This is a genomic window from Candidatus Galacturonatibacter soehngenii (genome assembly GCF_008830185.1).
GTDB classification, from domain to species: Bacteria; Bacillota; Clostridia; order Lachnospirales; family Lachnospiraceae; genus Lachnotalea; species Lachnotalea soehngenii.
In genome coordinates, this window is the sequence record NZ_WAGX01000005.1 from 447,067 (window position 1) to 467,627 (window position 20,561).

At 35.2% G+C, this 20,561-nt stretch carries 21 protein-coding genes; 3 read left to right on the plus strand and 18 right to left on the minus strand.

Annotated features, from left to right (window positions below):
• Window positions 1-5 precede the first annotated feature (5 nt).
• Complete coding sequence (locus F7O84_RS09585; RefSeq protein WP_151144366.1) at window positions 6-1,571, plus strand: M56 family metallopeptidase; 1,566 nt, start codon at window positions 6-8, stop codon at window positions 1,569-1,571.
• A 67-nt stretch (window positions 1,572-1,638) separates the two neighbouring features.
• Here F7O84_RS09585 and F7O84_RS09590 read toward each other — a convergent pair whose 3' ends face one another.
• From F7O84_RS09590 to F7O84_RS09605, 4 genes are all read right to left on the minus strand, one after another.
• Complete coding sequence (locus F7O84_RS09590) at window positions 1,639-2,130, minus strand: Fur family transcriptional regulator (RefSeq protein WP_151144367.1); 492 nt, start codon at window positions 2,128-2,130, stop codon at window positions 1,639-1,641.
• Between the two features lie 50 nt (window positions 2,131-2,180).
• Window positions 2,181-4,373: a ferrous iron transport protein B gene (feoB, locus tag F7O84_RS09595; RefSeq protein ID WP_151144368.1), complete on the minus strand. Its 2,193-nt coding sequence runs from the start codon at window positions 4,371-4,373 to the stop codon at window positions 2,181-2,183.
• Window positions 4,374-4,470: 97 nt separating this feature from the next.
• A complete protein-coding gene (locus tag F7O84_RS09600) occupies window positions 4,471-4,692 on the minus strand; it encodes a FeoA family protein (RefSeq protein ID WP_151144369.1) in 222 nt (73 codons plus the stop codon).
• A gap of 46 nt (window positions 4,693-4,738) precedes the next feature.
• Entirely contained in the window at window positions 4,739-4,948 is a 210-nt protein-coding gene (locus tag F7O84_RS09605; protein ID WP_151146631.1) for a FeoA family protein, read from the minus strand.
• Window positions 4,949-5,161: 213 nt separating this feature from the next.
• Here F7O84_RS09605 and F7O84_RS09610 point away from each other — a divergent pair, with 213 nt between their 5' ends.
• Window positions 5,162-5,527, plus strand: coding sequence for a metal-dependent transcriptional regulator (locus F7O84_RS09610; protein ID WP_151144370.1), 366 nt, complete (start codon window positions 5,162-5,164; stop codon window positions 5,525-5,527).
• Between the two features lie 41 nt (window positions 5,528-5,568).
• Here the strand turns inward: F7O84_RS09610 and F7O84_RS09615 are convergent, their stop codons facing one another.
• The 13 genes from F7O84_RS09615 to F7O84_RS09675 form a co-directional block, all read right to left on the minus strand.
• Window positions 5,569-6,333, minus strand: a complete 765-nt coding sequence (locus tag F7O84_RS09615; protein ID WP_151144371.1) for a DODA-type extradiol aromatic ring-opening family dioxygenase — start codon at window positions 6,331-6,333, stop codon at window positions 5,569-5,571.
• Window positions 6,334-6,351: 18 nt separating this feature from the next.
• Complete coding sequence (locus F7O84_RS09620; protein WP_279237994.1) at window positions 6,352-7,515, minus strand: class I SAM-dependent methyltransferase; 1,164 nt, start codon at window positions 7,513-7,515, stop codon at window positions 6,352-6,354.
• Window positions 7,516-7,690: 175 nt separating this feature from the next.
• Window positions 7,691-8,983: a phosphopyruvate hydratase gene (eno, locus tag F7O84_RS09625; RefSeq protein ID WP_151144372.1), complete on the minus strand. Its 1,293-nt coding sequence runs from the start codon at window positions 8,981-8,983 to the stop codon at window positions 7,691-7,693.
• A gap of 217 nt (window positions 8,984-9,200) precedes the next feature.
• Window positions 9,201-9,713: a ferritin gene (locus F7O84_RS09630; protein ID WP_151144373.1), complete on the minus strand. Its 513-nt coding sequence runs from the start codon at window positions 9,711-9,713 to the stop codon at window positions 9,201-9,203.
• A gap of 36 nt (window positions 9,714-9,749) precedes the next feature.
• Window positions 9,750-10,289: a rubrerythrin gene (gene rbr, locus F7O84_RS09635; RefSeq protein ID WP_151144374.1), complete on the minus strand. Its 540-nt coding sequence runs from the start codon at window positions 10,287-10,289 to the stop codon at window positions 9,750-9,752.
• A 128-nt stretch (window positions 10,290-10,417) separates the two neighbouring features.
• The gene (locus F7O84_RS09640) at window positions 10,418-10,822 is read right to left on the minus strand and encodes a hypothetical protein (protein ID WP_151144375.1); all 405 of its coding nucleotides are present in this window, start codon (window positions 10,820-10,822) and stop codon (window positions 10,418-10,420) included.
• A 183-nt stretch (window positions 10,823-11,005) separates the two neighbouring features.
• Window positions 11,006-12,172: an endo-1,4-beta-xylanase gene (locus tag F7O84_RS09645; protein WP_151144376.1), complete on the minus strand. Its 1,167-nt coding sequence runs from the start codon at window positions 12,170-12,172 to the stop codon at window positions 11,006-11,008.
• Window positions 12,173-12,357: 185 nt separating this feature from the next.
• Window positions 12,358-13,158 carry an ABC transporter ATP-binding protein gene (locus tag F7O84_RS09650; RefSeq protein WP_151144377.1) on the minus strand — a complete coding sequence of 267 codons (801 nt, stop codon included), beginning with the start codon at window positions 13,156-13,158 and terminating at the stop codon, window positions 12,358-12,360.
• 41 nt (window positions 13,159-13,199) lie between these two features.
• Window positions 13,200-14,213: a FecCD family ABC transporter permease gene (locus tag F7O84_RS09655; RefSeq protein ID WP_151144378.1), complete on the minus strand. Its 1,014-nt coding sequence runs from the start codon at window positions 14,211-14,213 to the stop codon at window positions 13,200-13,202.
• Window positions 14,210-15,238, minus strand: coding sequence for a FecCD family ABC transporter permease (locus tag F7O84_RS09660; protein ID WP_151144379.1), 1,029 nt, complete (start codon window positions 15,236-15,238; stop codon window positions 14,210-14,212). The genes F7O84_RS09655 and F7O84_RS09660 overlap by 4 nt, the downstream gene beginning before the upstream one ends.
• Before the next feature lie 251 nt (window positions 15,239-15,489).
• Entirely contained in the window at window positions 15,490-16,167 is a 678-nt protein-coding gene (locus F7O84_RS19360) for an ABC transporter substrate-binding protein (RefSeq protein WP_151144380.1), read from the minus strand.
• A gap of 74 nt (window positions 16,168-16,241) precedes the next feature.
• Window positions 16,242-17,366, minus strand: a complete 1,125-nt coding sequence (locus tag F7O84_RS09670; protein ID WP_151144381.1) for a PQQ-dependent sugar dehydrogenase — start codon at window positions 17,364-17,366, stop codon at window positions 16,242-16,244.
• Between the two features lie 114 nt (window positions 17,367-17,480).
• The gene (locus F7O84_RS09675; protein ID WP_243140856.1) at window positions 17,481-18,479 is read right to left on the minus strand and encodes an ABC transporter substrate-binding protein; all 999 of its coding nucleotides are present in this window, start codon (window positions 18,477-18,479) and stop codon (window positions 17,481-17,483) included.
• A 307-nt stretch (window positions 18,480-18,786) separates the two neighbouring features.
• Here F7O84_RS09675 and F7O84_RS09680 point away from each other — a divergent pair, with 307 nt between their 5' ends.
• On the plus strand, window positions 18,787-19,758 hold the full coding sequence (locus F7O84_RS09680; RefSeq protein ID WP_151144382.1) for a helix-turn-helix domain-containing protein: 972 nt from the start codon (window positions 18,787-18,789) through the stop codon (window positions 19,756-19,758).
• 7 nt (window positions 19,759-19,765) lie between these two features.
• Here the strand turns inward: F7O84_RS09680 and F7O84_RS09685 are convergent, their stop codons facing one another.
• Complete coding sequence (locus F7O84_RS09685) at window positions 19,766-20,557, minus strand: HD domain-containing protein (RefSeq protein ID WP_151144383.1); 792 nt, start codon at window positions 20,555-20,557, stop codon at window positions 19,766-19,768.
• Between the last annotated feature and the right edge of the window lie 4 nt (window positions 20,558-20,561).

The window sequence follows — 20,561 nt, forward strand, 5'->3', positions numbered from 1 at the left end:
TTACATTGATACAATGTTCAATTTCTATGTCATTTATTACACTTATGTATATGATAGCTTTGCCAGTTCTTTCAAAGCGATATTCTCCAAAGTGGCGCTATCGAATTTGTCTTGCGATAGGCATTGGTTGGCTGATTCCATTTCGACCTTTCATTGAACTCCCCATTTTACCTTTAAAACGTAGTCAGAGCCAATTGATACTAACGCAATCTCCTTTGTCCTATCCATTGACTGATTCTCCTCTTCCAGTTATTTCATCAGGTAATAGGGAGTTATTAAACAATGCATCATCTTTTTCGATTTGGAAACTCGTTTTTCTTATCTGGATAATAGGCATTTTTACCATGCTTACCTATCACCTATTAAGACATAGACATTTTTTGAAAATGGTAACTCGTTGGAGTGAAACAGTTGATTCACCAGAAATCATCACACTTTTAAATTCCTTAAAAAAAGAGCAGCAAATTGATAAAAATATCTCTTATAAGATTTGCTCTGTCATTGCAAGCCCGATGATGATTGGTTACTTTCATCCTGTTATTCTTATGCCTCCACTCAAACTTTCTGATAAAGAATTAACCCTAATTCTTAGACATGAGCTAATCCATTATAAACGAAAGGATATCTGGTCCAAAACAATGCTTCTTGCTGCAACAATTCTGCATTGGTATAATCCCGTTGTTTATCTCATGGCAAAAGCAGCTTCACTTCAATGTGAAATATCTTGTGATGCTCTTGTATTACAACAGGAAAACAAACATACACGCATACAATACGGAGAAACAATCCTTTCTGTCATACCTTGTGTAAATTCACAACAAACTATTTTATCTACTAATTTTTATGGAGGAAAAAAAGAAATGAAACAACGCATCCTATCCATGCTAGACGATACCAAGAAAAGGAGCGGTATTTTTTTATTTATACTTGCAGCGCTTAGTATTATGCTTACGAGTACTACCCTTATATCGAGTGCAGAACAATTGACTTATATCGAGAATACTGCATTTACAAAAGAGGAATATGATAAACTTCTTGCTCTACGCTTTGACGGTTATCAAGATATGAGTATTGCAGATTTTAAGCAAGCTGTAAGCTCAACCGTTGATACACCTGAATATATGGAGCTACTAGAACGATTTTATAATGATGAGCAGTTAAATGGAATGAAAGACACCAACGAAATTGCTGCTTTTTTATTCTATGAATTATTGCCTTTGACTACCGAAAAATGGGATACAAGATATTATTTTTTCAACAGTTTTACTATCCGTGTAGAAAATGCTGATCCAGCTTATTTTGAATATACCTTGTCACTTTCAATCAAGAATGATCAGCAAAGTGTTAAGACTTATAGTAATACGCGTAAAGCAATCATGGAGGAAATGAATGCTTTTATAGAAAATCAACCCGAATCAAATTTACATGATAGATGGTCTGTAAGTAATGCACTTCAACCTATTATATCAGACTTGTTTGATCGATTTCAGAATAATGACTTAGAAATTCAATTAGGTTATTGTTTTGTACCAAGAGGAGAATATGACGACAATAAACTAACGTACCAATGAAAGAAGAATAAATAATAAAGGCAAACTGCATTGCAACAGTTTGCCTTTATTATTTATTTTATTTTCTTTATCTGCAATTTTCTCCATTGCATTCGCATTGCTGTACAGTGACATTTTGAATATTTTGCGTATTCAAATAACCGCATGCCTTTAGACCTTCTTTTACAACGTTATACCAATTTTTCGCAGAAAAGTGATAGACTGTATTATCGTCTAATTCAATGGTACATGCATTTTCCATTTCGCATTTATCAGAACATGCCAACTTATACATATTCTTACGATTAATTGCACCAATTTCCTCTAGTTTATTAATCATACGGTATACGGTTGCAGTTCCAATACTTCGATCTATGCTTGATGCCTTGTAATATATTTCTTTGGAGGACGAACACTCATTTTCTAAAATAACATCTAGCAACAACAGCCTTTGTTTCGTAATTCTACAGCCGTTTTCCTTTAATCGTTCAATGATCATATCTTTTTGCATCTGTGATTGTAGATAACGATTTGTATTTTGATTAGCCTTTTTTACTGTACTGTTTTTAATTTGGGTCATTCAAATTCCTCCCAATATCGCCTTAGCAAACTACCGCCAAGTCTCTTAAGTTATTTCGCATTTGCTACCTTTTTTATCTCAACATTTTGAGCTTTGATTTGTTTATCTGGCTTCAATAATAGATAAACAAAACCAATTATGATCAAAAATGCTACTACTGTTCCTATTCCAAACGCTCCTGTAGATATAAGACTTCCAATCTGGAATACACATAATGATACAATGTAAGCCAATAGTGTTTGATATCCAACAGCGAACCAGAACCATTTTACATTGTTCATTTCTCTTTTAATTGCTCCCATAGCCGCAAAACATGGTGCGCAAAGAAGATTAAAAATCAAAAATGAATATGCTGCAATCGGAGTCAAGCTTTGTGCAAGTGTTCCCCAGATTTCAACTCCATCTTCTGCAACTTCTGCAAATCCGAATAATACACCAAATGTACCTACTACATTTTCTTTTGCAACAAGTCCAGTCACTGCTGCCACAGAGAACTTCCAATCTCCCCAGCCTAGTGGTGTGAAAATCCATGCAATAGCGCCTCCTACGGCTGCTAAGATACTATGGTCTAGTTCTAATGTATCTAACATTCTAAATTGACCATCTACAAAACCAAAACTCATGCTAAACCAAACTACGATTGTGGAAAGAAGAATGATAGTACCTGCTTTTTTTATAAAAGAGGAACCTCTCTCCCACATACTTCTTAGAATATTTCCAACCGTTGGCATATGGTAAGCTGGTAATTCCATAACAAATGGTGCCGGATCACCTGCAAACATCTTTGTTTTCTTTAATATAATACCAGAGCAAATAATAGCTGCAATACCAACAAAATAAGCACTTGGAGCAACCCACCATGCGCCACCAAACAATGCACCTGCAATCAACGCAATGATTGGCAATTTCGCACCACATGGAATGAAGGTTGTTGTCATAATGGTCATTTTACGGTCACGATCATTTTCAATAGTTCTTGATGCCATAATTCCAGGAACACCACATCCACTTCCAATTAACATTGGAATAAAAGATTTTCCTGATAAACCAAACTTGCGGAAAATTCGATCCATGATAAAAGCAACTCTCGCCATATATCCACATGCCTCTAAAAATGCGAGGAAGATGAACAATACAAGCATCTGAGGTACAAACCCAAGTACGGCTCCTACACCAGCAACAATACCGTCAAGGATTAGACTGTTTAGCCAGTCAGCCGTTCCAATCGCTGTCAAAAATCCTTCTATGATAGCAGGAACACCTGGAACAAAAATTGATTCTATCCCAAATAGATTCCATCCATCCCCAAACAAGCCTTCATTTGCCCAATCGGTTGCCCATGTACCAACTGTCGAAACGGATACGTAATAAACAATAAACATTACTGCTGCAAAAATAGGAAGTGCAAGCCATCTGTTTGTAACAATCTGGTCAATCTTATCAGACGTTGTTAATTTTTTTGATTTATTCTTTGTCACACACTGGTCAATAATAGAGGAGATATAAACATATCTTTCATTTGTGATAATACTTTCTGTATCATCATCAAACTCATTTTCTAATCTATTGATTTCTTCTTCTACATTAGGCACTAGAGTCAAAAGACTTTCAATCTTTTCATCCTTTTCAAGTAACTTAATTGCAAAGAATCTCTTCGTTTCTTCCAATACGTCAGAGCCAAGCTTGCTTTCTACCTGTGCAATAACTTCTTCTACTCCTTGTGCAAACTCATGAACTGGTACTGCCAAATTCTTTCTTTTTGCTATATCTACTACCTTATTTGCTGCCTCTTTAATGCCTGTACCTTTTAAAGCAGATATTTCAACTACTTCACAACCTAATTTTTTACTTAACTTATCAATATGTATCTTCTCTCCTGTTTTCTCCAGTACATCAATCATGTTTACTGCCATGATAACTGGAATACCAAGCTCCATAAGCTGGGTGGAAAGGTATAGGTTTCTTTCAATGTTTGTACCATCTACAATATTAAGAATTGCATCTGGTCTTTCATTAATGAGATAATTTCTGGCTACGACCTCTTCTAACGTATATGGGGATAAGGAATAAATCCCTGGTAAGTCCATGATAATAACGTCCTTATTTCCTTTTAACTTACCTTCTTTTTTCTCAACTGTAACACCTGGCCAGTTTCCTACAAATTGATTCGAACCTGTTAGTGCATTAAATAATGTTGTTTTTCCACAGTTTGGATTACCTGCGAGTGCAATTTTTATTGACATTTCAAAACTCCTTCTGCCCTATGGCTATATTTGTTATCCCTATCACATGTTTGTCTTTACTTTATTAGGTTAGTTTAGGCTAACTATATAACAAAAATTATTCCACTTCAATCATCTCAGCATCTGCTTTTCTAAGAGATAATTCATATCCTCTTACTGTCACTTCAACCGGATCGCCAAGTGGGGCTACTTTTCTCACATATACTTCTACACCTTTTGTGATTCCCATATCCATAATTCGTCTTTTTACAGGTCCTTCACCTGTTAACTTTTTAACCCTTACAGTCTGCCCGCAAGATATCTCTTTTAATGTCTTCATGAAAGGCTCCTTCTTTCTCCATTATATTGATAATTTCATTATTACCTTAAACAATTATTTTATTGGCCATGTCTTTTCCAATTGCAACTCTGGAATCCTTTACGTTTACAATCATATTTCCACCAATTTCAGAAATAACTGTAACAATTCCACCTGTTACAAATCCAAGATTCTCTAAAAATCGTTTCGTCTCTTCTTTTCCGCCTACTTTTTTGATTACATTAGGTTCTCCTGCTTTTACCATTGTTAAAGGCATAGTTCTCATCCTCTTTCTCATTTAAGTTGATAATGATTATCATTTTCTTATTATTTAGTATATTCTAACTGGTATTAGTTGTCAAGAACGTTATTGATAAATTTTATCAATAGCTTATGCCGTTTTTTTAAAAATTTGAAATTATCCTTGTCTTATGCTATACTAAATTAGATTCTATAAATAAACTTATAAATAAAGGTCGGGGTATCTAATATGATTAATGAATCTGCTGAAAATTATTTAGAAACGATTTTAGTCCTAAGCAAACAACTACCTGTGGTACGTGCCGTTGATATTTCGAATGAGCTTGGGTTTAAAAAATCTAGTGTAAGTATAGCGATGAAAAACCTGCGTGAAAAGAATCACATTACCGTTACTGACGCTGGTTTTATTTACTTAACTGATTCTGGAAAAGAAATTGCTGACATGATTTATGAAAGACATCAGCTACTCTCTAGTTGGTTAATGCAACTGGGAGTTGATGAAGAGATAGCACTAGAAGATGCTTGTAAAATCGAACATGTAATAAGCAAAGAAAGTTTTGACGCTATAAAAAAACATGTTAACATATCTTTGTAGTTAAAAGGAAGCATTTATTTTATGTAATGCTTCCTTCTTTTTTAAAATTCAAATCCAATGTAACTTAATGTACCATACACATAGCTTCTATGCATGAGTCTTGGTCTTTCCTTATTCCCACTTCCCAGTGCGATAAAAAGAGGAACAATATGCTCTTCACGAGGAATTGCATGCTTTGCATTTGGCGCAAATTTCTGGTAATTTTTAAGTGCATCAACATCATTATCCAACACCTTTTCTATTAACCAGTCATCAAATTGCACTGCCCATTCTTTTGGTTTTGTCGCATTCCAGTCTACCGTTGATAAATTGTGTACGGTTGACCCACTTCCAATAATCAATATATCTTCTTTTGGAAAATCCTGCAACGCTTTTCCTATGTTGATTTGTTCTTCTTTATCAAGAAATGGATTAACAGAGACCTGTACAACAGGTATATCCGCGTTTGGATACATTAGATACAAAATATCCCATGCACCATGGTCGAGTCCTCTTTCTTCATCCAGTTTGCAAGGAATACTTGCCTTTGCAAATTGTTCTTTTATTCTCGATGCTATTTCTTTTGATCCCTTTGCAGGATACTTCATACGATATAATTCTTCTGGAAAACCATAAAAATCATAAATCAATTTATATTCACCATCTATTGATGATATCGCTGTAATCTCATTTTCCCAATGTGCTGTAAAAATAATAATAGCGTTTGGCTTGTTCTTTCTTGCATATTCTTTTAGAAAATCAATATATTCGTTATCCTCTATAACAATTGAGGGTCCACCATGACATAAAAAAATAGGATTCATCATACTATCCACTCTCCTCTCTTAATACCACCTAGTCATAGGAAAATCGTTATTGATTCCTTTGCTTATTAGTATCTGATGCAAATCAATAATCCCGTTGTGAAACGTTGCAGCACATGCGCACAAATAAAGCTCCCACATTCTAGTAAACTCAGTACCCATCATGATTTCAATCTCGTTTCGATGTTCATTAAAGTTATGATACCAGTGCAACAGTGTCTTGTTGTAGTGTCTTCGCAAGCTTTCTACATCTAACGTATAAAAATTATACTCTGCGCATATGTGTATAATTTCTCTAAGACTTGGTACCATTCCTCCTGGAAAAATGTATTTTTTAATCCACGCATCTCCAGGATATTCTTTTAATGCACTAATATAATGCAATAAAAAGATTCCTTGTGGTTTGAGTACCGAATTTACATTGGACAAAAACAAATCATAATTATCTCTTCCAACATGCTCAATCATTCCAACACTTACAATACGGTCAAATTGCCAGTTTTGCTTTTGCAAGTCACGATAATCTAATATTTTTACGGAAATTTGACTTGTTAAGCCTTCTTCCTTTATTCTTTTTGTAAAACCATTGTACTGTTCTTGACTTAAAGTAATTCCCTGTCCTGTTACATTATACTCCTTTACCGCTTGAATTAATAAGCTTCCCCAGCCACATCCAATGTCTAATAACTTCATTCCAGGTTTTAAATCTAATTTCTTTAAAATTCGCTCAATTTTATTTTGCTGCGCCTCATTTAACGAGTCTGTATCATTTTTAAAATACGCGCAAGAATAGCTTAAAGAATCGTCAAGCCATAGTTTATAGAAGTCATTTCCAATATCATAATGCGATGATACTTCTTTTTTTTGATTTCTCTTTGAATTTGATGAGAAAATGAGTTTTTTTAAACTTTTTTTATCGGTTTGAAATTTACTCATTTGACCCAAAAAACAATCTAGTGCGTGATACAAATCGCCTTCTATTATAAGATCACCTCTCATATAAGCTTCACCTAAAGCAAGAGAGGTACTTTGCATTAAATCAGTTATCGACAGTTCTTTCTTAAACTTAACTTTAAACTTGGGCTCACCTTCACCAATTAAATATTCTTTTTCTTTTAACTCAACACAAAACGGATTCTCGTCAAACTTTTTTAAGAATTCTATCATTGTAGTACTAAATGACATTTTATACTCCTCCTTTTTTGTTTAACCTTTGTATACAGATATATTTATACATCTCTTTCCATTTTGTGAATATAATTAGTAAATTATTCATATTTTTTTACATTTACTTACAAATAGAAAACAAGGCAAGTCTCATTACAGTGCCTGCCTTGTTTGTTATTAGAATTATATTTAATTATCGAATATTAAATGCTCCAAATCCAGGATAAACGCTTCCTGTTCCAAGTTCTTCTTCAATGCGAAGCAACTGATTGTATTTTGCAACACGTTCACTTCTACTTGGGGCACCAGTCTTAATCTGACCGGTATTAAGAGCAACTGCTAAGTCTGCAATTGTTGTATCCTCTGTTTCACCAGAACGATGTGAAGAAATTGCTGTATATCCTGCTTTGTGAGCCATCTTAATCGCTTCTAGAGTCTCGGATACTGAGCCAATCTGATTTAATTTAATTAAGATTGAATTACCACATCCTAATTCAATTCCCTTTTTAAGACGTTCTGTGTTGGTAACAAATAAGTCATCGCCAACCAATTGAACTTTATCTCCAAGTTCTTTGGTCATTAATAACCAGCCGTCCCAATCTTCTTCATCTAGTCCATCTTCAATCGAATAAATTGGATACTTTTCACAAAGTTCTTTCCAATGTGCAACTAATTCAGCAGATGTATATTTCACTTTACTCTTTGGAAGGATATATTCACCCTTTGTACCACTCTTCCATTCACTAGCTGCTGCATCCATAGCAAGTACAAAATCTTTTCCTGGTTCATAGCCTGCTAATTTAACAGCTTCTAAGATATAGTCGATTGCTTCTTCATCACTAGCAAGATCTGGTGCAAATCCACCTTCATCTCCAACAGAAGTTGCTAATCCTTTGGATTTTAATAAACCTGCTAATGCATGGAATACTTCGGTACACCAACGTAGACCTTCTTTAAAACTTTCTGCGCCAGCTGGCATAATCATAAATTCTTGTACATCAACGGTATTGGCAGCATGAGCACCACCATTTAAAATATTCATCATAGGAACTGGTAAACGATTTGCGTTGATTCCGCCAAGTAAACGATATAATGGAATATCCATTGAAATAGCTGCTGCTCTTGCACAGGCAATTGAAACTGCCAAAATTGCATTGGCTCCAAGCTTAGACTTGTCCTTCGTGCCGTCAAGTTCAATCATCGTCTTATCTATTTTGTAGATATCTGATGCATCAAGTCCTACCAAAGCGTCATGAATCAATGTATTAATATTCTCAACTGCTTTTGATACACCTTTACCGCCAAATCTTTTTTTATCTCCATCTCTTAATTCCAAGGCCTCAAATTCGCCTGTAGATGCTCCACTTGGTGCTGCACCTCTTGCTATGGTTCCATCAAATAAATGAACCTCTGCTTCAACGGTTGGATTTCCTCTGGAATCAATAATTTCTCTACCTATTACTTTTTCAATCTCTAAATAATTCATTCTAACATCCTTTCTTTAGATTCTCTTATCACCTTACTGTGTCGGTTAAGATGATAAGAGTCTAAAATGATTTATTCACGAAGTTAGCACCGGCTAACTTCTTTCAATGTAGCATATCTTTTGTGAAAAAGCAACCTATACTTTCTTTACCGAAAATTTTTATCGTTACACTAAGACGCTATGCAAATTCAATAGCAATTCATTATAACCTTGAGACTTATAATACAAGTGATGGTGCTGCATAAACCCGGCTAGCAAGTTCAGAATCCAAGAGATACAAACTTTTAGGATCATTTCCAAACAAATCATATTTCTTAATGATATCCTCAGTATTCTTTTCTTCTTCGTTTTGTTCCTTTACAAACCAATCCAAAAACTGCATTGTTCTAAAATCTTTCAATTCATACGCTGTCCCATAAATATCATGAATACGTTCCGTTACTGTCACCTCATGCTCTAATGCTAGAACTGTAGGATGACGAAAATCCGTATAAGTAATATCTGGCGCTTTAATGTCCGAAAGCTTTACCTTTGCACCGTTATTCAACAGATAGGTCATAAAAAGCATTGCGTGATCACGTTCTTCTTGTGTCTGGATGCGAAACCAGTTCGCAAAACCGTCCAAATTATTATCTGCATAATAATTGGAAATATCCAAATAAAAATAAGCAGAATATAATTCATAATTAATCTGTGCCGTAATTTTATCTACAATTTCTTGCTTTAACATAAGTAATACCTCCAGGTTTTAGTTTCGCCCTTTATTTTAGTAATTTTCGGCTTTGATTTGGAAGTAAGCCTTAGGATGTTCGCACACAGGACATACTTCAGGTGCTTTTTTACCTACTACGATATGTCCGCAATTTACACATTGCCATACCATATCTCCATCTCTTGAAAATACGATACCTTCTTCAATATTAGCAAGTAATCTTTTGTATCTTTCTTCATGTTCTTTTTCTATCTTAGCAACTGCCTCAAATAAATATGCGATTTTGTCAAATCCTTCTTCCTTTGCTTCCTTTGCAAAGTTCGCATACATATCGGTCCATTCATAGTGTTCTCCTGCTGCAGCATCTGCTAAATTAGCTAGTGTATCTGGAATCCCATCCTTTAATAATTTAAACCATATCTTTGCATGTTCTTTTTCATTATTTGCTGTTTCTTCAAATAATTCAGCAATCTGTACATATCCTTCTTTTTTCGCTTTTGATGCATAGTAAGTATACTTGTTTCTTGCTTGTGATTCTCCTGCAAAAGCAGCCATTAAATTTGCTTCGGTTCTTGAGCCTTTTAATTCTTTCATTTTACCACTCCTGTTCTTCACAATCATAATTTATAGTTGTCTATTCTGCATATCGCAGAAACTGGCCAAACATCTTACTGCTTATCCACTTGGCCTTGTTTACATTCTAACATTTTATGCCATCAGATTCAATCATGAAACGTAGTGATTTTTTCTTGTCTCATCACATTTCCTCCCTCCTTTGCTGCTTTTGGTCCTAGTTCAATGAGCCAATCACAATTTTGTCTTATTTGCTTATTATGGTCAATTAGTACAATTGTATTACCAAAATCAACTAATTTTTGAAAAAGCAGGATAAGTTTTTCAATATCTGTAAAGTGCAATCCTGTAGTTGGTTCATCGATTAAATAAATCGTATTTTGTTTTTGTTTTATCATTAATTCCTTTGCAAGCTTTAATCTAGTTGCCTCTCCACCTGATATTTTCACAAGATTTTGTCCTAGTTTTAAGTAAGAAAGGCCCACCTCCATTAATATACTTAGCGGTGTTGTAATCTCTTCTATTTCTTTAAAGAAAGCAAGCGCCTCTTTCACACTTAACTGCAATACATCAGAAATAGGATGGTTATATTAAAAAGCATGACCATTGGCCATGCTTTTTAAAGTCTCTAGATAAAATAATTCTCTTCGCCTTATTCACTGCAGCGGGGACATATCCTACTATTTATTATAGTATATGTTTACAGTTTTGCTCACCTCATAAAATTGTTCTTCTCATTAAAAACCTGCATCCGTGTATGCTTGAAGAGCTTTATAATAAGAAGCCTTTGGAGAATACAATGAGCTAAATAGCAATGGTTTGTCTGAAGAGCGCCATGAAACACTGTCATATAGTCCCCACCAAGTAATGCCAGTAATTTTTGCCCCTGATCTTTTCGCTGAAAGAATCGCCGTCATCAAATCATATACATAGTTAGCCTGTACATTCTCAGAATTGTTTTGCACATCAAGTTCGGTAATCTGTATCTCGAATCCTGCATTTGCAAATTTTTGTAAGGCTGTCTTATACAATGCAATCGATGGATAATTGGTACTTAAGTGAGACTGCATACCAACTCCACTACAAATCTTTCTACCTGAATTAATATAATTGATGAGTGAAACAATTTGATCAGGTATCATATATTCATTGTAATCATTGTAGAATAAGCCAACAGAATTTGCTAGGCCAAAATAACTTAACGTCTCATATGCGTATTGAAACGCTTGCTTTACGAATGCTGGAGATGTTCCCAGATTCGAACCATATATTCTTGACCAGCCAGAAGGATTTGCATGTAGATATTCATTTACAACATCCCAAGCATATACTGTGCTTCCATAACTTCCAGTATATACATGATTCATGACTGTCTTAATATAAAGCTCCATTCTAGCATTCATAACAGATTGGCTTACATAAGCACCATTTGCACTATAGCCTGTTTTAAAGAACCAATCAGGTGTCTGTGCATGCCATATCAAAGTATGGGCTCTTACCTTTAATCCATTGTTCGCACAAATTCTTAATACAGCATCCATCGTATTAAAATTAAATGTTGGCACTGTACTTTCTGTGTATCCAGAAGGTATGTAATATCCCTTTGCTCTTGCTTGAGATACCGATTGTAACGATGGTGACCCTCCTAATATGGCATCTGGCTTCATCTCATTCTCAAGTGTTATACTATTGTACTGCGATTTTATCACATTAAGAGTCGATGAATTATTCAGCTGACTATAAGTGACAGCCGCACCCGAGTAAGAGAATGTCTTCCCATAGGTATTCAATAAAGTATTAGCTGCAAAAACAGAATTCATTGGCATTCCCATGACACACATCATAAGAAGCGAGATACTTACTGCAAAAAATCTTTTAAAACTACTTTTTTCCTTTCTAAACATATTATCCCCTCCAAATTTTTATTAACATAAACAGACCCCCGCTCATCTGTAATGTCTAGCTTTAGTAACTCGTTTCCTTATATATTATTATGTCTACTTTATTAGTTTACTATATTTATAATCATACTAAACTTTTTTCGTTTTTGCAACATTTTTTATTCGTTTTTTACAATTTTTTACCTTAATTATGAAATCGCCTTTTCCTTCCATATCTCATAAGTAATACAAACTGGTCTCTTAGAACGAGGTTCGTATACAATTTCTGCATCAATGGAAAAAGCTTTCTTTAATACTTCGGCCTTCATGACTTCCTCTGGTGTCCCACGACTGATAATACTACCATCACGAATGGCTATCATATAGTCGGAAAATCGAGCGGCAAGATTTAAATCATGAAGTACCATAGCAATGGTACAACCTTGTTTCTGATTCAAGTCTTGTAATAGCTTTAGAACTTCTAATTGATGTGCCATATCAAGGTAAGTGGTCGGTTCATCTAAAAGAATCAAATCTGTTTGTTGCGCAAGTGCCATTGCAATCCAGACTCTTTGTCTTTGCCCTCCTGAAAGGGTGTCGACTTCTCGATGTTCAAATCCATTTAATTTTGTTACATCAATTGCCCATTGTACAATTTTTTGATCCTCTGGGGTTAATTTACCAAACCCACTTTGATGTGGAAATCTTCCGTAGGCTACCAACTCACTAACTGTTAAGCCACTTGGAGCTGTAGGTGTCTGTGGAAGAATCGCCATCTTTTTTGCAATCTCTTTTGTAGACAATGTTTTGATTTCTTCTCCGTTTAAATATACGAATCCCTTCTTTGGCTTCAATATTCTTCCAATGGCTTTTAACACGGTAGATTTTCCACAGCCGTTTGGCCCAATAATGGAAGTAACCTTGCCATTTGGTATTTGCATATTTAATTCTTTTACAATCGTTGCCTCATCGTATCCAATGTTTAAACCATCTGTCTTAATGCTATCCATAAGTCCTCCTTTGCAATACTTGTTGAATTTCTATTCCTTTATTACCCTGCTTTTGCAAGCAAATATAAAAAGTATGGTGTACTTAATATCGTAATTACAATACCTGTTGGCATATCTGTACCAAAGCTGATGGTACGAACGATAGTATCTGCAAGTAATACAATAATTGCTCCTGCAAAAGATGCCGCTGGAAGTAATCGCTTATGATTTGGACCAACCAAACGTTTTGCCATATGAGGTGCAATCATACCTACAAAAAAGAAATTTCCTCCAAGGGCTACACTTCCTGAGGATAATGCTACTGATACCATGGTAAGTGCAATAAATTCTTTTTTTACAGACAATCCAAGTCCCGTTGCCGTTTGATTTCCCAAATGTATCACATTAAGCTTTCTTGACTTATAGATTACATATAGAAATAAAATCAACACCCAAGGGCCTAACACTGATAGATACTTCCAATTATCTCCCCAAAGGCTGCCAGCATACCATCTTTGTACAAATTCCATTTGACTTTCATCTAATTTAAGTGTCAATAATGTGGTAACGGCACTATAACCACTTCCTAGTGCAACACCTGTTAGTATGAGTCCTGTTGGCGATACTTCTTTTCCTCTGCGATACGATAGAAGAAATATCAATAACGCAGCTGTCATCCCACCAACAAATGCTAGTAATGGCATAGCAATCGCCGACGAAATTCCACCTGACGAAAACACTACAACATATAAAATAACAAATAGTCCTGAGCCTGAACTAATACCAAGTGTACCTGGACTTGCCATATCATTGCGTAGTAAACTTTGCATGATACATCCAGAAGCCCCCATTCCGATACCTACCAATATGGAAAGAACAATTCGTGGAAGCCGAAACTCAAAAACAATAAGATTTTGTTTATCCGTTCCTTTTCCTAATAAAACATTGAATACTTCATCTGGTGTAAGATTCATTTTACCGCTATTCATACTGACCACAACTAAAGCTAAGATCATAACAAGCATAAGTACCAGCACAAATAATCCTCTTTGTGGAGTAAATCGTTGCTTTCTCATTCAAACTCCCTCCTTTGCTTTCTTGCAAGATATAGGAAGTAAGGAACTCCTATAATAGAGAAAATAATTCCTATCGGAGTCTCATAAGGTTTATTGATTAGTCTTCCGATTAAATCAGCAGTCACTGTTAGAAGGGAACCGTATAAAGCGGAGGCTGGTATTATATATCGATAATCCACACCGACAATATTTCGAACAATATGTGGAGTAATCAATCCCACAAAACTTACTGGCCCAACTACAACAACAGATAATCCTGTCAATATTAATACAATAATTGTTGAAATTGCTTTCACACGTGCTATTTTAAGTCCTAATCCGATTGCTACGTCTTCACCTAAACTTAACATGGTAATAGATGGAGATAAAGCAATTGACATCAGCAAGCCAACTAAAAAAAACGGCGTAATCGACATAAGTTCATTCCATTTTGCACCTGCTGTGCCACCTGCTGTCCAATAAGCCAATGCTTGTCCTAAGTGATATTTTATAGAGATATATTGACTAAACGCTCCAAATAGCATAGAGATTGATATCCCTGCTAACACAAGTCTTTGAGGTGTCATGCCTTTTTTACCCATAGCTGCAATGAAATAAGTCATTCCTGTGGTAACGGCTGCACCAAGAAATGCAAACAACATCGTCTGTCCATAGGTTCGAGCTGGCAAAAACGCCATGCAAAGTGCCATGGCAAACGTTGCTCCAGAACTAATTCCCATAAGTCCAGAGTCTGCTAATGGATTCCTTGTTGTTCCTTGCATAATCGCACCACACACTGCAAGTAAACATCCTACTATAATATCTGCGATTGTTCGAGGTCCTCGCAATGACCTTATAATTTGGTGTTCTGTCATATCTGGATTAAATCGAAAAATTGCCTCCCATGCCGTCGACAAGCTCATATCAGCCGCTCCAAAAGAAATAGAAGCCGCTGACATGAGCAATAATAAACCAAAGCCATACATCATATAGATTGTAAAGTTCGTAGTATTGTATTTTTGTCTTTTTGTGTTCTTACTTAACATTTTAATTCCTTGTTACAATTTTTTTGATTCATTGTAACCTTCCTTTCATACTTTCGTACATCTGACAAGCGAAAGATAGGGCTAATGATAAAAAGCGTCCTAATTTTGAGTACTGACTTTTAATAATTTATCCACCAAACAGTCTATTTGTGTTTCTACAGATATCACATCATTAAAGTTTACCAAATACTCATCTACCAAAATAACTCTTCCCGCTTTTACAGCCTCAAGGTTGTCATAAACTGCATTTCCTACAAATGGATTTTCATCACCATATATGATAATGTAATCTCCAATGATCCTGTCAATATCGTAACAGACTTACCCAAAACGTTACTTTTTTCTAGTTGCTTTATGCCAAGTTCAATGATTTCGTTATATTCTTCAACTCTTTTTTCTACGATACTGGTATCAACTCCAAGAAGATTGCCCAAAAAATCAAGTCTTTCCTTTGTTGTTTTATTTATATGATCCGTAGCCTGCCCAAGACTAACAGTAGGTGCAATTTTACTTAATTTGTCATATTCTTCGTCTTTATCGAATGAAGTTATAATCAAATCTGGCTCTAATGCCATAATTTCTTCCAGGTCATTCACCCTTGGTACATCCTTTAATAACTCCTCTACTGGTGATCCTGGTATTGCCCAATAATCATTTATTCCCGCTGGAACAACCCCAAGAGCTAAGATATCACCAAAAGCATTATTTAATACTACTATCTTCTCAGGATGTACTGGTACCTCTACTTCTCCTCTCACAGTTGTGATACTTTTCCTATCTTCACCCTCTTTTGTAACTACCTCCATTGCTTGCGATACACTTGTTCCTTCCTCTATTTGACTTACCGTTGAATTTGGCTGACATGCTGCCAGTAACATTACGGCAGATAATACTGCAATCAAAGTTTTGCTTTTCGTATTTTTATACATTCTAATTCTCCTTCTCGTTTGTTCTAACTGACACTAATGCTATTTCCTATATTCTAGAAGCCAGATAACACACTTTATTCTATCAATCGCAATCGAAGTATTTTATCATCTTGAAATCTTGGATCTCCCCTGCCATCTCTGTTATTCGTAGCAATATAAATAGAACCATCGTTTCCTCTCACCACATCACGCAAACGTCCATATTCTCGATGCAGCCAAGGCTCTGCAACTGCTTCTTTATTTCCATTTAAAAATTCTTCAATTGTAATTACTAGCAATTGTTCTCCTCTAAGATTTGCTACTAATAGCTTTCCAGCCCACGGACCTTGATTGGCAAAATCCATACCAGAAGGTGCCCAAGTCACCTCACTGCTATAAATCAGTGGTATTTGTACATTGCCTACTCCTTGTGTATCCCCTCCCCTAACAACAGGCCATCCATAGTTTCCTCCAGGGACAATGACATTAATTTCATCTTGAGCACTTGAACCATGTTCACTTGCATACAAGACTCCTTGAGAATCCCATGCAAGTCCTTGCGGATTACGAAAACCATAACTATAGACTGGTGAATCTGGAAATGGGTTATCCTGTGGAATCGTGCCATCCACATTGATTCTTAAAATCTTTCCCGCAAGGCTTGATAAATCCTGTGCTAATTCTGCAATCTCAGCATCTCCTGTAGCAATATACAGCTTACCATCTGGTCCTATTTTGATTCTTCCACCATTATGTATCCGTGAAGCAGGTATCTGATCGATTAAAACCTGATCAAATATTAACTCGTCACCTGTTTTTACTAATCTTGCTACCGCATTATTTAGCTTTCCTTGTTCACGGTAAGTATACATGACATACATATATCCGTTGTTTTCAAAGTCTTCATCCAGAGTGATTCCCATTAAACCACTCTCACCTGAACTTTGAAATGGATATTCAAATGTGTAAAGTGGTTCACTTGATAATACCCCATTTTCCACCATCCATATATTCCCTTTACGTTCGGTAAAATAAATCGTGTCATTTTGATCAATCGCCATAGCCCAAGGAACATTTAAACTTTTTGCAACTACTTCTACTTCATATGGAAATTCATTTGCCTGCGCCTTTTCAATTCCTATTTCTAGCATACGCCTTGGCGAGGTTTTTTTATGAGTCATCATCTGGCATGCCAATAGTCCATATAATAAATGATACATAACTTTCCTTCTTTCTATAATCTTTCATATCATTCTATTATATTGCCTTCTTTTTCATTCTTATTTTACGGTATCTAGCATGGATTCTAGAATGAAATTTACCTTTCTAGCTACTTAGTCTGTAAGAGTATTGATTGCCTTAACCATGTAATCAAGTTGAGCGCTAAGGCTTGGTATGTCGTCATAATAAAACAATCCCATATAATCATAAGAAATTTCTACCAAATTCCCTTCTTTAACAGCAGGAATATTTTTAAATACTTCCATTTTTGAATATTCTGACTCCATATTTTCTGGTAAAAACCAAAGAATATAATCACCAAAATATTCATGCGCCACTTCATAACTTAATGATCCTCTACCTTCTCCTTCCTCTGTAATCAATTTCTTCAATTTATCTGGCATGGAAAGTTGTAAATAATCATATAATAAAGTCCCTCCTCGTGAGCCTGTTTCATAAGCAACTCCAGCCCATTCACCAGTTGAGCCCCAGTCCTGTAATATACTAAAGGTTTTTCCTTCAAAAACACCACTATTTAATTCTTTCTTTGCAGCTTCAAGATTTGTATGAAACATATTAATTGCTTGCTTTGCTTCTTCGCCACGTCCTGTCGCATCTCCAATTAATTGAAAGCGTTCTTCTGAGCTATAGGCAGACTCATTGACTACTAATACTGGAGCAATACCACTGAACTTATCAAAATCCTCGTCTTTATAAGTAACAATCAAATCTGGCTCCAATGCCATAATCTCTTCTGCTTCCCAGTTCTCTATTTTCGTTGAGGCATTTAGTTCTTCATAAAAAGGCATTGTTTCTTGTGCCCAACCATAATACCCCACAATATTAAGTCCAAGTCCAATGACATCCCCAACATACCAATTTACAACGACTCTTTGTGGATTAACAGGAACTTCAATATCTCCCAAAGCGGTACTAACTGTTTTCGTTTCTTTTGTTGCATCAGACTGTGTCGTATCATCACTATCCTTTGCTTGCATATCATTATCTTGCGTTTTAGAAACGGTATCTGTGGCTGATTGCGTTCTTTTACAGCCTGCTAAACTAGTGAACGCCATTGCAAATGCTACACATAGTACTGTTAATTTTTTCATTGTAATCTCCTTCTATTTCCTCTTTCCAGGTACTTCACTTCATACTTTAGTTAGTAGAAACTAACTATGCAGATACTATCATTGATTTTCTTACTCGTCAACGATGATTTCATACACTATAAAAAGTGGTTTGAATAGAAATCACATCAACCCTTGATTTATCAGTCTTATGAATATAAATTAATTTTATTTTGGATTATTATTGAATCAAAATGGATTATATTTGAATTGACAACCATTGTCTTGCATGCTATTATTTTTCATAAAATATAACCCACTCGTACTAAGATATGAAAAGGAGACCAATATGGATCAATACCAAAAAATATCCTTTGATGCTTTATCAAAAGCCTACCAACTAAATAATAGACCATATGGATATGGTACCATTACTTATATTCCTTCAATCGAAGAGATCGATGGATGGATTGCACAGATGAGACCATCAAATGGACTTTTTGTCTCTAGCGCGTGGTTTACGCCAGATGAAACCATTGTTCACAGTATAGAAAGCACAATAGACTTTATGTGGATTATCAATGTAGATTGTGGTAATATCATTTATTCCCAACAAGGCAAGCCTTCGATTCATTTTACATCTGGTACTCATATCATTATCAATTCGAAGAAAAAATTTCGCTTTACTTTTCCAGTTGGGATTCACACCTGTTTTACCAGCGTATTAATATTTGATGAATTTATTCAAGACATTCTTAAGAATTTGGAAAAGAACACTCCCATTCGCATTGAAGACGCTGAAAATTGGACCCAACAGCACTATGATACTCCAAATGTCTTACTAATCTTAGAGCAGATACGTTGGGGAGTTCGAAACGCAGATATGCCTCTTCTTGCTTATGAAGGTATGGTAATTCACTTATTATCTGCAATCGCAAGAAATTATCCTAATATAGCAAGTCGCCGTGAAAACCGAAGAAACTATGTAACATGGGAAAATGAACAAAAGATATTTCAAGCTAAGAAAGCACTCGATGAGAACATCTTACAACCAAAAAGCTTGAAGGAATTGTGTAAACTAACAGAAATGAGTGAAAGTATGTTGCGCCTTTCCTTTAAAAACGTATATCAAATTACCCTATCAAAATACATACGTAGTGAAATCATGAAAAAAGCAATGCTTCTTTTATCCTCTGATCATCTTAGTATTAGAGATATTGCAGAACAATGCGGCTACAAAAATCCCGCGAAATTTGCAGCCGCTTTTAAAGAAATCCATGGAATAACACCAAGTGAATTTCGAAAGGCATTTAATTTATAATAAAGTTTTACTGATTCAAACCGTTTAATTCTAAAGCCAACTTGCAATAATTTGTCATTTCTTTTTCAATTTCTTCGAATTGCTCTATTGCTATCTCATTGCTTGGCTTAAAGTTTAACAATTGTCGAAGATAACCTTGCTCCTCTACGATAGCGAAACTAACAGGAAATATCAATTCAAATGCAAGTGATATATGACCTACCACATGATCAAGCGGGGTCTTTTTGAGATTATGTTTGACTGCTTGATGTTGATAAAAGCTTTCCAATACTTCATTCGATACAATCGACTGTTTTATTTCTTCTTCACTAAATTCATATACTGTTTCTAAAGGTATCAAGGCATTTACCTTTAGAATATCTATTTTATCTGCATCTCGAATGATATTACAAAAATGTAATGTGTAATCATCTAAATCGTTTGGAAGAATGTAAATATTGTGGTTTTCAATTGACTTTCTTATGACAATATCATATTGACTACTTGCTATAAATTGACGTATTAATCCTTTCTCAAATAATAGCAAAACGCCATAATGTGCATGATTAATGGACTTTGCATCCATAAAAGTTCCATAATTTTTTAATTGTTCAAATCTTCCAATATCATGTAGCATACCAATTAGCCATGCAAGGTCTATTTCTTCTTTTGTACATTTTAGTGACCTTGCAATTCTTTCACAAAGTGAGGCAACTCGATAAGTATGTTCTATTTTTAATCTAATTCTTGCATCCTTGTCATTATATCCTTTTACATATGCATCAAATACTTCTTTTACCTTTTCTCTTTCCACCAACATACTC